General features: G+C 71.6%; 15 protein-coding genes. 4 read left to right on the top strand and 11 right to left on the bottom strand.

Going from position 1 to position 14,922, the window contains the following annotated elements; genetic code table 11:
- Positions 1–413: 413 nt before the first annotated feature.
- From ABD191_RS00755 to trpS, 4 genes are read right to left on the bottom strand one after another with little or no spacing between them, the layout of a single operon-like run.
- Entirely contained in the window at positions 414–848 is a 435-nt protein-coding gene (locus ABD191_RS00755) for a hypothetical protein (protein ID WP_344075584.1), read from the bottom strand.
- A gap of 43 nt (positions 849–891) precedes the next feature.
- Positions 892–1,824: a YihY/virulence factor BrkB family protein gene (locus ABD191_RS00760; RefSeq protein ID WP_344075585.1), complete on the bottom strand. Its 933-nt coding sequence runs from the start codon at positions 1,822–1,824 to the stop codon at positions 892–894.
- Positions 1,825–1,827: 3 nt separating this feature from the next.
- Entirely contained in the window at positions 1,828–2,358 is a 531-nt protein-coding gene (locus ABD191_RS00765) for a 2'-5' RNA ligase family protein (RefSeq protein WP_344075588.1), read from the bottom strand.
- An 8-nt stretch (positions 2,359–2,366) separates the two neighbouring features.
- On the bottom strand, positions 2,367–3,389 hold the full coding sequence (gene trpS / locus ABD191_RS00770; RefSeq protein WP_425560616.1) for a tryptophan--tRNA ligase: 1,023 nt from the start codon (positions 3,387–3,389) through the stop codon (positions 2,367–2,369).
- Between the two features lie 162 nt (positions 3,390–3,551).
- Between trpS and ABD191_RS00775 the strand changes: the two genes are divergently transcribed.
- Positions 3,552–4,247: an RNA polymerase sigma factor gene (locus ABD191_RS00775; RefSeq protein ID WP_344075592.1), complete on the top strand. Its 696-nt coding sequence runs from the start codon at positions 3,552–3,554 to the stop codon at positions 4,245–4,247.
- Positions 4,240–5,559: a beta propeller repeat protein gene (locus ABD191_RS00780; protein ID WP_344075594.1), complete on the top strand. Its 1,320-nt coding sequence runs from the start codon at positions 4,240–4,242 to the stop codon at positions 5,557–5,559. Before ABD191_RS00775 ends, ABD191_RS00780 begins: the two co-directional genes overlap by 8 nt.
- Here the strand turns inward: ABD191_RS00780 and ABD191_RS00785 are convergent.
- Positions 5,546–6,538, bottom strand: a complete 993-nt coding sequence (locus ABD191_RS00785; RefSeq protein ID WP_344075596.1) for a hemolysin family protein — start codon at positions 6,536–6,538, stop codon at positions 5,546–5,548. The two genes, ABD191_RS00780 and ABD191_RS00785, sit on opposite strands and share 14 nt — an antisense overlap.
- A gap of 109 nt (positions 6,539–6,647) precedes the next feature.
- Between ABD191_RS00785 and galE the strand changes: the two genes are divergently transcribed.
- The gene (gene galE, locus ABD191_RS00790) at positions 6,648–7,625 is read left to right on the top strand and encodes a UDP-glucose 4-epimerase GalE (RefSeq protein WP_344075598.1); all 978 of its coding nucleotides are present in this window, start codon (positions 6,648–6,650) and stop codon (positions 7,623–7,625) included.
- A gap of 8 nt (positions 7,626–7,633) precedes the next feature.
- On the opposite strand, the gene ABD191_RS00795 is transcribed toward galE, so the two are convergent.
- The 6 genes from ABD191_RS00795 to ABD191_RS00820 all read right to left on the bottom strand — a co-directional run bounded on the left by ABD191_RS00795 (position 7,634) and on the right by ABD191_RS00820 (position 13,618).
- Positions 7,634–8,935: a sulfate adenylyltransferase subunit 1 gene (locus tag ABD191_RS00795; protein ID WP_344075600.1), complete on the bottom strand. Its 1,302-nt coding sequence runs from the start codon at positions 8,933–8,935 to the stop codon at positions 7,634–7,636.
- A complete protein-coding gene (gene cysD / locus ABD191_RS00800; protein ID WP_344075602.1) occupies positions 8,935–9,843 on the bottom strand; it encodes a sulfate adenylyltransferase subunit CysD in 909 nt (302 codons plus the stop codon). The genes ABD191_RS00795 and cysD overlap by 1 nt, the downstream gene beginning before the upstream one ends.
- A gap of 19 nt (positions 9,844–9,862) precedes the next feature.
- On the bottom strand, positions 9,863–10,663 hold the full coding sequence (locus ABD191_RS00805; protein ID WP_344075604.1) for an inositol monophosphatase family protein: 801 nt from the start codon (positions 10,661–10,663) through the stop codon (positions 9,863–9,865).
- Positions 10,663–12,030 carry a sugar transferase gene (locus ABD191_RS00810; RefSeq protein ID WP_344075606.1) on the bottom strand — a complete coding sequence of 456 codons (1,368 nt, stop codon included), beginning with the start codon at positions 12,028–12,030 and terminating at the stop codon, positions 10,663–10,665. The genes ABD191_RS00805 and ABD191_RS00810 overlap by 1 nt, the downstream gene beginning before the upstream one ends.
- Positions 12,031–12,280: 250 nt before the next feature.
- On the bottom strand, positions 12,281–12,880 hold the full coding sequence (pth, locus tag ABD191_RS00815; RefSeq protein WP_344075608.1) for an aminoacyl-tRNA hydrolase: 600 nt from the start codon (positions 12,878–12,880) through the stop codon (positions 12,281–12,283).
- Between the two features lie 87 nt (positions 12,881–12,967).
- On the bottom strand, positions 12,968–13,618 hold the full coding sequence (locus ABD191_RS00820; protein ID WP_344075610.1) for a 50S ribosomal protein L25/general stress protein Ctc: 651 nt from the start codon (positions 13,616–13,618) through the stop codon (positions 12,968–12,970).
- Positions 13,619–13,909: 291 nt separating this feature from the next.
- On the opposite strand from ABD191_RS00820, the gene ABD191_RS00825 reads away from it, so the two are divergent.
- The gene (locus ABD191_RS00825) at positions 13,910–14,785 is read left to right on the top strand and encodes an endonuclease domain-containing protein (RefSeq protein WP_344075612.1); all 876 of its coding nucleotides are present in this window, start codon (positions 13,910–13,912) and stop codon (positions 14,783–14,785) included.
- The last annotated feature ends 137 nt before the right edge of the window (positions 14,786–14,922 follow it).

Below are 14,922 nucleotides of genomic sequence, written 5' to 3' on the forward strand. Positions count from 1 at the left end.
CGACCCCCTACACCGCCAAAGGCACGACTATGGCGAGCGACCCGCGCATCCCAGTCGCCAAAGGCACGACTATGGCGAGCGGGCCCGCCCATCCAGCCGCCAAAGTCACGACAATGGCGAGCGCTCCGACCCCCTACACCGCCAAAGGCACGACTATGGCGAGCGACCCGCGCATCCCAGTCGCCAAAGGCACGACTTTGGCGAGCGAGTGGCGTTGCCGGGCCACCAAAGGCACGACTTTGGCGGCGCAGATGCGCGTCTCCGCCCATCTGATCGCCCCCACGCACGCAGGCGCGGTGATGCGCATAAGTAAGCAGAGCCAGTGCGGGAGATGGCGACGGCCCGTGGCCGGACGGCGCCCTTGTGTGGGCACCGCGCGGCTACGGGCCGTCGGTTCTGTTGCGGAAGAGGGGTTAGGCGGAGGTCAGCTTCGCGGCGATGCGGGCGAAGCCGGCACGGATCTCCTCCGGGGTCGGCGGCGCGGTCGCCTCGACCTCCTCGCCTTCGTCGTACTCGTCCTCCTCGTGGTCGTGGTCGTCGAGGAAGGCCTCGATCTCCTCGTCCTCGACCGCCTCGTCCTCCGCCTCCTGGGCCAGCAGCTGGGCGGAGGCGATCTCAGCCTGGATCTGCTCGACCGAGGTGTGCGGCAGCACCGGCTCGACCACCGCCATCAGCTCCTCGTCCGCGACGACCGTCTCGGCCAGCGACAGCGCGTGCGCCCGCTCGTACGGGCCGCACACGACCGGCTCCCAGTCCTCGTCCTCGTCGAGCGGGCCGAACGTGATGATCCAGGGGAGCGCCAGCACCGGCGAGTCGTCCGGCAGCTCCAATGTGACAATGGCACCCACAGTGCCCGCCTTTCCTATCGGCTGTGCTCGGTGTACCGGCCCATCATGGCGTGTCCGGTGGCCGGATCGACGCAGGGTCGGCGGGCGGGTCGGCGGAGGCCTGCGCCGCCAGGTCCACGACCCGGCCGTGCGTGCCCGTCGCGGCGACGGCCGAGGCGAAGATGATCAGCTGATTCAGGAAGTACAGGTAGACCAGCAGGCCGACCGCGCCGGTGACCAGGGCGTAGGCCGGGTTGTGCTCGGTACGGACGACCACCAGGCGCACGAGGGCGTTGAGGATCTGGATGCCCGTGCCCAGCAGGACGGCCGGGGGCAGCAGGCGACGCGGGCTCATGGCCAGGCGCGGCACGCCGGCGAGCAGCGCCGCCGCGAGCACGATATTGATGATGAACTCCACCACCGGCGGCGACCAGTGCAGCACGCCGCCGCCGAAGCGGCCGTAGTCCGGGCCGACCGCCCACGCCAGCAGGCGCCCGACGGCCCAGGTCAGCCACACGGACAGCAGCAGCAACAGGCCGAGCGCGACCAGGATGACCAGGTCCAGCAGCCGGCGGACGACGTAGTTGCCGGGGTGCTGCTCGAGCCGCCAGACGGCCCGCTGGGAGCTGCGCAGCGACTCCACCCAGCCGACCCCGGCGAGGACGAGCGATACCAGACCGATCAGGGTCAGCGCGCCGCGCCGGGTCGACAGCGCCACCGAGTTGATCCACGGCAGGTTCGCGCTGAGGAAGCCGTTGACCTGCGTGACGAAGGCATGGTCGCTCGCCAGCACGTACCCCAGGATGGCGTAGGCGAGCAGGCCCAGCGAGAAGGCGGCGAAGAAGCCGTAGTAGGAGATCGCGGCCGCCAGCCGCCCGCCGAGGACCTCGTTGTACCGTTCCCGCGCCCGCCACAGGTGATCGAACACCGCCGAGTGCCGCCGCGTCCAGGCGACCGAAGCCTGGTACCTGGCATACGCCCGGTCGATGACGTTCACGGGTCAGGGCCCGGTGAGCGCGAAATGCCGTTCCGGCCGCCACCGGCCCTCGGCCGTGTGTTCGTAGAGGGTGAAGCTCGCGACCTCGAACTCCGCCTCGAAGGCGGCGAGGTCCGCGTAGACGGTGTCGAGGGCCAGGGGCGGCACGTCGTGGGCAACGGTCACATGGGGGTGGTACGGGTAGGCCAGCTCGCGGTCGAGCGGCCCGGACCGGACGTCGTCGGCGAGCCGGGCGCACTCGGCCGCGCCGTCGGCGATCGCGACGAAGACCACCTGCGTCACCGGCCGGAACGTGCCGGTGCCCTGCAGCCGCAGCCGGAACGGCGGGTGGGCCCGGGCGACCGCGGCCAGATGCCGCTCCGTCTCGTCGAGGGTGGCCGCGCCCAGCTCGGTGGGCCCGAGCAGCGTCACGTGCGCGGGCATGTTGCCCGCCAGGGGGTCGCCCGAGGCGGCGCGGAACCGGTCGAGCTCAGGTCCCCAGGGCGCCGGAATGCCGAACGCCACCCCGATGGTGCGGACCACGGTGTCCCCCACGTTGTGCCTCAGCGGGTAACACCGGCGAGAAAGCCAACCCGCTCGTACACCGTGCGCAGCGTCTGTGCCGCCACGGCCCGCGCCTTCTCCGCGCCGATGGCCAGCTGCTTGTCGAGCTGGGCCGGGTCGGCGAGGTAGCCGCGCGTCGCCTCCTGGATGGGCGCGACGAACTCGGCCACGACCTCGGCGAGGTCCTTCTTCAGGTCGCCGTACCCCTTGCCGTCGTACGCCGCGACCAGGTCCTCCATCGTACGGCCACTGAGCGCGGAGTAGATCGTCAACAGGTTCGAGATGCCGGGCTTTTCGGCGGGGGCGTAGATGATCTCCCGACCGGTGTCGGTGACGGCCGAGCGAATCTTCTTCGCGGACACGTTCGGGGGGTCGAGCAGCTCGATGATGCCGGCCGGCGTCGAGGCCGACTTCGACATCTTGGCGGTGGGGTCCTGCAGATCGGTGATCTTTGCGGTGCCCTTGAGGATGTACGGCTCCGGCAGGGTGAATGCCGGGCCGAACTGCGAGGCGAACCGCTGCGCCAGGTCGCGGGTGAGCTCCAGGTGCTGGCGCTGGTCCTCGCCGACCGGCACCAGGTTGGCCTGGTAGAGCAGGATGTCAGCGGCCTGCAGGATCGGGTAGGTGAACAGGCCGACCGAGGCGCGCTCCGCACCTTGCTTCAGGGACTTGTCCTTGAACTGGGTCATCCGGCTGGCCTCGCCGAAGCCCGTGATGCAGCCCAGCACCCAGGCGAGCTGCGCGTGCTCGGGCACCTGCGACTGCACGAACAGGGTGCACTGCTCCGGGTCGAGACCGAGCGCGAGCAGCTGCGCGGCGCTGACCCGGGTGCGCTGGCGCAGGACGGCGGGGTCGTGCCCTGCGGTGATCGCGTGCAGGTCCACCACCATGTAGTACGCGTCGTGGGTCTCCTGAAGTTGCACCCAGTTGCGCAGTGCGCCGAGGTAGTTGCCCAGGTGGAACGAGTCGGCGGTGGGCTGGATGCCGGAGAGCACGCGGGGACGGTCGACAGGCGCGGACATGTCCGCCATTCTGACAGCCCGTCCTTCGACCCCACCGGACGGGCCGGTCGATTGTCTCGGTCTGGTAACTGTCGCCGTCGACAGGAACCGTCCACCGGCGCGACGGCTCGGCCCTTCGATACGCGACGATGCATACGCGCCTAGCCGAAGGAGCACACGATCGTGAACCTGGGTGCGGGGGACGACCTGGACGCCGGTGAGGCTGTCCGCGCGGGGGCAGCGGACGCGCTGACCGACCTCTACCGTGGCTCGTACCGACGGCTCGTGCTGCAGCTGTTCGCGTTCACGACCGACCTCACCGAGGCGCAGGACGTGGTGCAGGAGGCGTTCGCCCGCGCCCTGGCCCGCCCGAAAGGGCTCGACGACGTGGAGAACCCCGAGGCCTGGCTGCGCACGGTCGCGATCAACGTGGTGCGGCGGCGGTACCGGCGCCGCCGGCTGCTGGACACGATCCTGCTGCGTGACCGGCCGGTGCAGGCGATGGTCGCGGAGGCGCCCCAGCCCGACCGGGCCGACCTGCGGGCCGCGCTCGCCCAGCTGCCGCGCCCGTACCGGGAGGTGGTCGTGCTGCACTACCTGGCCGATCTGCCGGTCGAGTCGGTCGCCCAGCTGCTCGACATTCCGGTGGGAACGGTGAAGTCGCGGCTGTCGCGGGCCCGCGGGGCGCTCGCCACGCAGCTCGACGGGTACCGGGCCGAGACGGCGGACGCCCCGGCCCGCGTCCCGGCTCCCCGCGCCGCAGCCCCGGCCGCCGCCCGCGCCGCCGTGTCGCGGCCGGTCGTGCCGCGACCCGCCGCTCCCCTGCCCCGCCAGGTCTCCGCCATGGCCGCCACCGCCACGGAGGCGTTCCGTGCCTGACGATCTCGACCGCCTGCTGCGGTCCACGCGCGCCGACCTCCTCGACGATATCGACGGCCCGGACCTGGACCGGGTCACCGCCCGCGCCGACACGCTGCGCCGGCGCCGGCGCGCCATCGCGGCGTCGACCGCCGCGGCCGGGGCCACCCTGGCGCTCACGTTGTGGGGCTTTCTGGGCGCCGCCGGGACCCAGGCGCTGCCCACCCCCGCCGGGCCGTCCGGCGGCCCGCCCGTGACCGTACGGCCGACGACGACCGCCATGCCGCCCGACCGGGACGAGTGGAACGGCGACGACCTGCGGTTCGCGGGTGCCGTGTCGACGGACCTGCCCGGCGAACCCGTCGACGTGGAGTTCGTCGACCCGAACGTCGGGTACGCCGTCCTCGCGCAATGCGGTGCGGACGCCAAGAGTTCGTGCCAGTACACGATGCAGTACACGGAGAACGGCGGCCGCACGTGGGAGGCGCGCTCGCTGCCCGCCACCCAGGCGACCACCGGGCACGACATCCTGCTCAACATCGTGCCGCTGGGCGGCTCGTCGCTCGTCGTGACCGGGTTCGGCACGTGGTTCAGCCCGGACGCGGGCCGGACCTGGCAGCCGAGTCAGCGGCCCCTCGACCCGCCGGAGGTGCGCTCGATCCCGGACGGCGGCAAGCTGGTGCTCGACGCCGATATGTCCGGCGGTCCGGACTGTCCCGGCTCCCGCGTGGACGCCTTCTTCCCGAACGGCACCCGCGCCCAGCTCGCGAACCAGCCGCCCATCGGGGTGTGCTGGGTCGCCAACGCCGAGGCCGTCGGGGGCGTCTGGTGGGTGGGCGGGCGCAGCAGCAAGGGCCGCCCGGCGGTGGCGGCGAGCCGTGACGCGGGCGTCACCTGGGCGACCGTGGAATTCCCGACCGTCGAGACGGCGCCCGAGGCGTGGCCGAAGGTGACCTTCGTCGGCAGTCGCACGTACGTGACGGTCGTGTCCGGGAAGGCGAACGTCGGGTCGATCCACGGTGCCACGCAGATCATGGCGATCCACCGGTCCACCGACGGCGGTCACACGTTCGCGCCGTTCGCGGGCTACGGCCTGCCGGCGCTCACGGGCGACGCCGTGCCGCTGCTCGACGGCCGGATCGTCGTGGCGTCCGCCGGGCTGTCGATGAGCTTCCCCTCGGGCACCCGCTTCGTCGCCGCCCCCGACGACGTGCCGTACGTGCGGGCCATCCGGCGCACGGACGTCGGCTGGATCGCCTACGACCTGGACCGCAGCGGCACGGTCGCGCGCAGCATGGACGGGATCCTCTGGCAGCGGCTCACGATCCGCTGACGGCCGGGATCAGCTCGTCGGCCGGCTGGGTGGCGGTGCCGACCCGGGCCACCGGCACACTCGCGGCCGGCGCGGTCTCGACCGGCGCCTGCTCGGCGGGGCGCGCGGCGATCGAGACGCGGGCGACCCGCCGGCCCTCCATCGCCGTCACGACCAGCCGGCCCGCCGGCACGTCGACGACGTCGCCCGCCTCGGGGAGCCGGCCGAGCGCCGCCATGATGAACCCGCCCACGGTCTCGTACGGGCCGGGCGGCAGGGTCAGCCCGGCGGACTCCGCGAAGTCCGACAGGTTGAGCCGCGCGTCGATCTCACCCGGGCCGGCCGCGGGCAGCGGCACCTCGTCGTACTCGTCGTGAATCTCCCCGACGAACTCCTCAAGCAGGTCCTCCAGGGTGACCACCCCGGCCGTCCCGCCGTACTCGTCGACGACGACGGCCAGGTGGCTGCCCTCGCGGCGCATCTGCGACAGGGCGGTGAGCACGCGCATGGCGGCCGGCAGCCGCTTCACCTCGCGGGCCAGCGCCCCGACGGTGACGGCCCACTCCTCCTCGGGGCGGATGAGCAGATCACGCAGGTGCACGAAACCGATCACATCGTCGCGGGAGCCGTCGACGACCGGGAAGCGGGAGTGCGACGCGTCGCGGACGACGCGCACCGCGTCGGCGATGGTCATGCCCCGGTCCAGGAAGACGACCTCGGTGCGCGGCACCATCAGCTCCCGCACGTGCCGGGCGCCGACCGCGAGGACCTCGTCGATGAGGCGCCGGCCCTCCGGGTCGATCGAGGTGTTCGCGGCGACCAGGTCGCGCAACTCGGCCTGGGAGATGCGTTCCCGGCCGGCGGTGGCGCTCTCGCCGAGCAGGTGGGTGACCCACCGGGTGGCGGCGTCCGCGCCGCGGACCAGCACGCGGGCCAGCGCCCTGCGTAGCCGGCCGGTTCTATGGTCCGGGTCACCGCCGGGCGGCGCGGATTCGTGCATGTCGGAATTCTAGAGGTACGCGCCTGCGGCGGCGACCGCCCGCGCCGGATCACAGCAAGTCGCGACCCGGCATAAGGTTGTGCCCAGAGGCACGAGGGAAGGTGTTGGCGTGAAGTTGCTCGTCACCGGCGGTGCCGGCTACATCGGCAGCGTCGTCACGGCGCTACTGCTCGACGCCGGTCACGAGGTCGTCGTCCTCGACGACCTGTCCACCGGGTACGCCGAGGCGGTCCCGTCCGGCGCGACGTTCGTGCGCGGCCGGGTGCAGGACAGGGCGGCCGAGCTGCTCACCCCCGAGGCCGGGTTCGACGGCGTGCTGCACTTCGCGGCGTTCATCTCGGTGGGCGAGAGCGTTCGCCAGCCGGAGCGGTACTGGGACAACAACGTCGTGGGCACGCTGAGCCTGCTGTCGGCGATGCGGGCGGCCGGCGTGCCACGCCTGATCTTCTCGTCGACCGGCACGGTGCACGGCGACCTGGACGCGCTGCCGATCGCGGAGGACGCGCCGGTCGGGCCGCTGAACCCGTACGCGGCGAGCAAGCTGGCGGTCGACTACGCCCTGGCCGGCGAGGCGGCCGCGCACGGGCTGGGCGCGGTGTCGCTGCGCTACTTCAACGCCTCCGGCGCGCTGCTGCGCCCGGACGGCACGGCGTACGGCGAGCGCCACGACCCGGAGACGCACCTGATCCCGATCGTGCTGCAGGTCGCGGCGGGCGAGCGGGAGAAGCTGCCGTTGTACGGCGACGACTACCCCACCCCGGACGGCACCTGCGTGCGCGACTACATCCACGTGACCGACCTGGCGAGCGCGCACCTGCTGGCGTTGGAGTCCGTGAAGCCGGGCGAGCACCGCGTCTACAACCTGGGCAACGGCAACGGGTACTCGAACCGGCAGGTGGTCGAGGCGGTCCGCGAGGTGACCGGCGCCCCGGTGCCGGTGGAGATCGCCCCGCGCCGGCCGGGCGACATCGTCGCCCAGGTGGCGTCGTCGGAGCGGGCCCGCGCGGAGCTGGGCTGGAACCCGGCCCGCACGGACCTGCGCGACATCGTGGCGGACGCGTGGGAGTTCTACCGCCGCGCCTGCTGACCCCGGCGTCAGCCCGCGTCGATGATCATGCCGGCGGCCACCGTGCGGTTCGTCTGCTCGTCGATGAGGATGAAGCCGCCCGTGGTGCGGTTGCGGCGGTACTCGTCCGCGAGCAGCGGCAGGGTCGTGCGCAGCCGGACGCGGCCGATCTCGTTGAGCTTCAGCGCCTCGGCGCTCTCGTCGCGGTGCAGCGTGTTGACGTCCAGCCGGTACTGCAACTCCTTGACCACCACGCGCGCCGAGCGGGTGGTGTGCTTGACGGCGAGCTTGCGCCGGGGCTCCAGCACGGCCGCCTCGTCCATCCAGCAGATGAGCGCGTCGATGTCCTGGGCGGGCTTGGGCGCGTTGTGCACCCGGCAGATCAGGTCGCCGCGCGAGACGTCGAGCTCGTCGGCCAGCCGCACGGTCACCGACATCGGCGGGTACGCCTCGTCGACCGGCCCGTCGGCGGTGTCGATGCCGGCGATGCGCGTGGTGAACCCGCTCGGCAGCACCATGACCTCGTCGCCCGGCTTCATGACGCCCGAGGCCACCTGGCCGGCGTAGCCCCGGTAGTCCGGGTATCTCGTCGACTGTGGACGGATCACGTACTGCACGGGGAAGCGCACGTCAACCAGGTTGCGGTCGGAGGCGATGTGCACGTGCTCCAGGTGGTGCAGCAGCGACGGGCCCTCGTACCACGGCATCTTCTGCGACCGCGTCACGACGTTGTCGCCGTGCAGCGCCGAGATCGGGATGATCGTCAGGTCGGGCACGTCGAGCTTCGCGGCGAAGTCCGTGAACTCCTCGGCGATGGCCTCGAAGACGTCCTCGGACCAGTCGACCAGGTCCATCTTGTTGACGCACAGCACCAGGTGCGGCACCCGCAGCAGCGAGCACAGGAACGCGTGCCGGCGCGACTGCTCGACGATGCCCTTGCGGGCGTCGACCAGCACGAGCGCCAGGTCGGCGGTCGAGGCGCCGGTGACCATGTTGCGCGTGTACTGGATGTGGCCCGGAGTGTCGGCGATGATGAACTTGCGCCGGGGCGTGGCGAAGTACCGGTACGCCACGTCGATCGTGATGCCCTGCTCGCGCTCGGCGCGCAGGCCGTCGGTCAGCAGGGCCAGGTTCGTGTACTCGTCGCCGCGCGCGGCCGAGACCGTCTCCACGGCGGCCAGCTGGTCCTCGAAGATGGCCTTGCTGTCGTAGAGCAGGCGGCCGATCAGCGTGGACTTGCCGTCGTCCACGCTGCCCGCGGTGGCGAAGCGGAGCAGATCGGCGGCGCGGCCCCGCTCGGTGCGCTCCATGAGCCGGACGTCGTCGACCATCAGAAGTAGCCCTCCCGCTTGCGGTCCTCCATGGCGGCCTCGCTCACCCGGTCGTCGCCCCGGGTGGCGCCGCGCTCGGTGATCCGCGTCGCGGCCACCTCGGCGATCACCTTCTCGATGGTGTCGGCGTCGGACTTCACGGCGGCCGTACAACTCGCGTCGCCGACCGTGCGGTAGCGCACGGTCTCGACGAACGGCTCTTCCCCGTTGCGCAGCGGAAGGTGCTCGTGCACCCCGTAGAGCATGCCGTCGCGGTCGATGACCTCGCGCTCGTGGGCGAAGTAGATGGCGGGCAGGCCGATGTGCTCGCGGGCGATGTAGTGCCAGATGTCCAGCTCGGTCCAGTTGGACAGCGGGAAGACGCGGATGGACTCGCCGGAGTCGATGCGGGCGTTGTAGAGCGACCACAGCTCCGGGCGCTGGTTGCGCGGATCCCACTGGCCGAACTCGTCGCGGAAGCTGAACACCCGCTCCTTGGCGCGGGCCTTCTCCTCGTCGCGGCGGGCGCCGCCGAACAGCGCGTCGAAGCGGTGCTGCTCGACGGCCTCCAGCAGGACGGGGGTCTGGATGCGGTTGCGGGTGCCGTCGGCCGGCTCGCGCACGAGGCCGCGCCTGATGGCGTCCGGGACGCTCGCCACGATCAGTTGCAGGCCCAGCTCGGCCACCCGCCGGTCCCGGTATTCGAGAACCTCGGCGAAGTTGTGGCCGGTGTCCACGTGCATCACCGGGAACGGGATGGGGGCGGGCCAGAACGCCTTCTCGGCCAGCCGCAGCATGACGATGGAGTCCTTGCCACCGGAAAAGAGCAGCACAGGGCGCTCGAACTCGGCGGCCACCTCACGCATGACAAAGATGCTCTCCGCTTCGAGAGCATCCAGGTGGGAGACCTTGTACGAGGCGGCACCCATGTTTCAATTCCTTCGATATCTACGTCGACCGATGCGCCCTCGCGGCGTCGAGCGCCGCGAGGATCCGGGGCGCAAGATCCTTCCGGCACACCAGCAGGTCTGGCAGGGATGGATCCGGCTGGTTATATTCCAGCGCAGATCCATCAACCCTGGAAGCGTACAGGCCCGTGGCCGTCGCCACAGCCACCGGCGCCGCGGAGTCCCATTCGTACTGGCCTCCCGCGTGGATGTACGCGTCCACGGCACCAGAGATCACCGCGCAGACTTTCACGCCGGCCGATCCCATCGGCACAGGCTCCACGGTCCCTTCCCACGCCTGGGCGAACCGGTCGAGCAGTGCCGGCGGCCGGGTGCGGCTCGTCGCGACCCGCAGCGGACGACCCGGATTCCCGTCCCATATTTCGGGATAGCTGGGCGGCTGTTCCGTGCTCAGGGTCAGGCCGCGGGCCGGCATCGCCACCGCGCCGGCGACGAGCGCGCCGGCCTGCCACAGCGCGATGTGCACCGCCCAGTCCGTACGGCCGGGCTCGCCAAACTCCCGGGTGCCGTCCAGCGGGTCGACGATCCAGACCCGGGACGCCCGCAGCCGCCGCGCGTCGTCACGTACGCCCTCCTCGGACAGGACCGCGTCGCCGGGCCGCCAGCGGGTGAGCAACGTCACGATCAGGTCGTGCGCCCGGGCGTCCGCGGTCTTGCGCAGCACCGCCGGATCCGCGAAGTCGGCCTCGGCGCGCAGCCGCATCAGATCGGCGGCCACCTGGTCGGCCAGCCAACGGGCGAAGCCGGCGTCCGTGGCCGGCGGTGACACCTTCGTGTTCATCAGTAGGCCCCCGAGGAGCGCAGCACGGCACTCACGGTGCGCAGCAGAATGGCCAGGTCCATCGTCAGCGTCCAGTTCTCCACGTAACGCAGGTCAAGGCGGACCGCCTCCTCCCACGGCAGGTCGGAGCGGCCGCTCACCTGCCACAGTCCAGTCATACCCGGTTTGACGGCGAGTCGCCGCCGCAGGTCGTCGGGGTAGGCGGCGACCTCGCTCGGCAGCGGCGGCCGCGGCCCGACCAACGACATCTGGCCGAGCAGTACGTTGAACAACTGCGGCAGTTCGTCCACGGAGTACCGGCGCAGCCAGCGTCCCACCCTAGTCACCCGTGGATCGTCCCGCATCTTGAACAGCACCCCGTCGGAGTCGTTGCACGCGCGCAGCTGCGCCAGGCACGCGTCCGCGTCGGGCGACATGGTGCGGAACTTGAACATCGCGAACTCGCGGCCCTTCTTGCCGACGCGCACCTGCCGGAAGATCACCGGCCCGGGCGAACCGACCTTCACGGCGACCGCGACGAGCACCAGCAGCGGGGCGAAGAAGCAGATCAACACGGCGGCCCCGACCAGGTCGAAGACGGCTTTCACGACCCGGCCGGCGCCCGCCAGGCGCGGGTGGTCGACATGCAGCAACGGCAGGCCGTCCACCGGGCGGATCGTGGTGCGCGCCCCCGCCACGTCGATGAGCGCGCTGGCGAGGATCAGGTCGGCGTCGTCGTCCTCCAACTGCCACGCCAGCCGGCGCAGCGCCCGCCCGTCCAGCTCCGGGCAGGACAGCACGATGACCGTGTCCGCGGCGGTCGCCTCGACGGCGTCCTGGATGTCGTCGAACGTGCCGACCACGGGCAGGTCCACGGACTCCAGGCCGCCGCGTACGCCCGGTGGCAGGCACCCGCCGACCACGTCCAGGCCGTGGTACCGCTCCCGACGCAACTGGCGGGTCAGGTCCGCGACCGCCTGCGGATGCCCGACGGCGACGACGCGGCGCAGGTACTCCCCGTTCGCCCGGGCCCGGTGCAGCAGGCGGCGCACGGCGAAACGGGCCGCGATGCTCGCGACCGTGGCCGACGGCAGCGCCACGATGAGGTAACCGCGCGACAGCCGCACGTCCAGTGCGTACGAGGTCAGGGCGACGGCCGCGGTCAGCGCGAGGCCCGCGCGCAGCACCCGCTGGTACTCCTCCGTGCCCACGAACAGGAAGCGCCGCTCGTAGGCCCGGTTGGCGGCGAGGGCGATGATGCAGGCGAGCGGCAGCATCGCAGACAGCCAGAGATAGACGCGGTTGTATTCAGTGACCTCGGTGCCGAACCGCGCGTAGAAAGCGATCAGCCCCGCGCCGAGGCCCATCACCGCGTCAGCGATCAACAACTGCCGTGCGTAGCGGGTCTCCCACCGCTTGGCCCGACCCCGTCCCCGCGGCTCCGTCGCGGGGTGGTCGATCTCCGCGCATCCGTCACTCTTCCCTCGTGAGTACGCGCGGGGAGCGGGCGTACGCGGGCCGACTGAAGGTATCGGGCTGCGCCGGCTCTCCGCCACCACGCCCCCTTGCGATCACGATGTCAGCCAGACAAAGCCGACAAGATATGACGAAGGGTGTAACGGACGACGATGACGCGGGTTACCGCTCGCTCGCGTGGTATGCGTTCTGGGTCCACTCCAGCCCGCGCGTGATCAACGACTCGGTCACGTCGGCGGCGCGGTCGACGAGAAAGTCCAGCTCCTTGCGCTCTGCCGCCGAAAAGTCCGACAGAACATAGTCGGCCGGGTCCTGGCGGCCGGGCGGGCGCGAGATGCCGAACCGTACCCTTAGGTAGTCCTTAGTGGACAGCGACTTGCTCATGGACCGCAACCCGTTGTGGCCGCCCTCGCCGCCGCCGAGCTTGCAGCGCACCTGGCCGAAGGCGATGTCGAGCTCATCGTGGATGGCGATGATCTGTGCGGGCGGCACCTTGTAGAACTGCGCCAACGACGCCACCGGGCCGCCCGACAGGTTCATGTACGTCAGCGGCTTGGCGAGCACCAGCCGGGGCGCGTCCACACCCACACCCAGCCGCCCCTCGGCCGCGTCGGCGACCGCGCGGCGGTGCCGGCTGAACCGGGCGCCGATCCGCGACGCCAGCAGGTCCGCGACCATGAAGCCGACGTTGTGGCGGTTGTGCTGGTACTCGCGGCCCGGGTTGCCGAGGCCCACCACGAGCCACTGCGCGCCGTCGCTCATCTTCGTCATTCCTCGCTGGAGACGATGCGTCCCCGATGCTCCGTGCGGGGCACCGGGGACGCCTTACGTTGGGTGGCTGTCGCCGACTCAGGCCTCGGCCGTGGCCTCGGCGGTCTCGGTGGCCTCGGCCTCGGCGGCCTCGGCGGCCTCCGGCGCGGCCTCGCCGGCACCCTCACCCTCAAGCTGCTCGGCGGTCGGCGCGACACTGATCACCGCGAGGATCGTCTCAGCGTCGCCCGCGAGGGACACGCCGGACGGCAGCGTCACGTCACCGGCGGTCACGTGCGAGCCGGCCTCCAAGCCCTCGATGGAGACCTCGAGGTGCTCCGGCAGGTGCAGCGCCTCGGCGTTGATCGAGAGGGTGTCGTGCTCGGTCACGACCAGGGTGCCCCGGGCGGCCTCGCCGATCAGCTGCACCGGGACGTCGACGGTGACCTTCTCGCCGCGCTGGACGATGATGAGGTCCACGTGCTCGAACGTGTCCCTGATCGGGTCGCGCTGAATCGCCTTAGGCAGCGCCAGCACCGGACCGCCGTCGGTCAGGTCGACGCTGAACACCTGGTTCATGCCGCCGTGGCGGATGGCGGCCGCGAACTCGCGGGCGGGCAGCGCGATGTGCCTGGGGGCCGAGCCGTGGCCGTACAGCACGGCGGGCACCAGGCCGGCACGGCGGGTACGACGGGCACCACCCTTGCCGAACTCGGTGCGGGGCTCGGCGCTGATCTTTACCTCGGACACGGACTACTCCCTGATCGATGCGGTGTCGTTCTGAGTGCCTGCGCGACGTGATGCCGGCAGATGGCGTGCGGTGCGGCGGGCGGAGGCGCATGGGGCACAGGCCCGGAGCACCGCGTCGATCACGGTGCCCGAACTCGGCTTTACTCCACCGATGGGCGCCCTCGCCGTGGCAACCCTGTCAGCTTACCGGATCCCGATAACGCCCTTGACGCCGTCCCCACTCCGCGCAGTTATCCACAGATCTTGATAGCGGGCCACGCCACGGCCGGTCGGCTGCCAACCATGTGCCCCATGCCACTCTCCGCTCACGTCATCCACGGCGCCGCCGCCGTCGCCGACGGCCGCGTCACCCGAACAACGCTGCGCAGCCGCGCGTGGTGTCGCGTCATCCGCGGCATTTACGCCGACGCCCGCACTCCCATCAACCACGAGCTGCGCTGCCGCGCGGTCGCCACGTTCCTGCTGCCCACGGGTGGCGCCATCGCCGGCCGCTCCGCGGCCACCCTCCTCGGACCCGGCCTCTGCGGCCCGGACGATCCCGTGGAGACCATCACGCCACGACCGGCGCGCCCCCGAATAGCCGACGTGATCCCCCATACCGGCACCGTCGGCCCCGACGAGGTACGCACCATCGGCGGCGTACCCGTGACCACCGCCCTCCGGACGTGCTGGGACCTGGCGCAATGGCTAACGCTGGAGGAGGCCGTCGTGCTGGTCGACCGCCTGCTCCACGCGAGGCAGGTGACCGTCACCGACCTGACCCGGTACGCGGATCATCGGGCCGGCGTACGCGGCATCCGCCGCTTCCGACGGGTCATCGCCCTGGCCGACGGACGGGCCGCGTCCCCCCAGGAGAGCCGGCTGCGCGTCGCGCTGCGCCTCGCCGGGCTGCCGGCACCGCAGGTCCAGCACGAGATCCACGACTCGGCGGGCTTTGTCGCCCGCACCGACCTCGCCTACGAAGAGGCACGCATCGCCATCGAGTACGACGGCGTCTGGCACGGCGACGCCGCGCAACTCCACCGCGACCGCCAGCGGCTCAACCGCCTCCAGGCCGCCGGCTGGCTCGTGCTCCACGTCACCTCGACCCGCCTCCGGACGGACCTGGACGGCATCATCCGCGAGGTGACCCAGGCCCTGCACGCCCGCCGCCGTACCCGCCCATAACGCCGACGTCGCCCGCCCGCCGACCGCTGAACGCGCCGCTCGCGCGCCTATGGCGGGAGGCGGGCGGGCGGTCTTCCCGCCAAAGTCACGCCTTGGCGGGACGCCGCCCCACCCCCTCTCGCCAAAGTCGCGACTAT

The sequence above is a fragment of the Luedemannella helvata genome, assembly GCF_039528415.1.
GTDB lineage: Bacteria > Actinomycetota > Actinomycetes > Mycobacteriales > Micromonosporaceae > Luedemannella > Luedemannella helvata.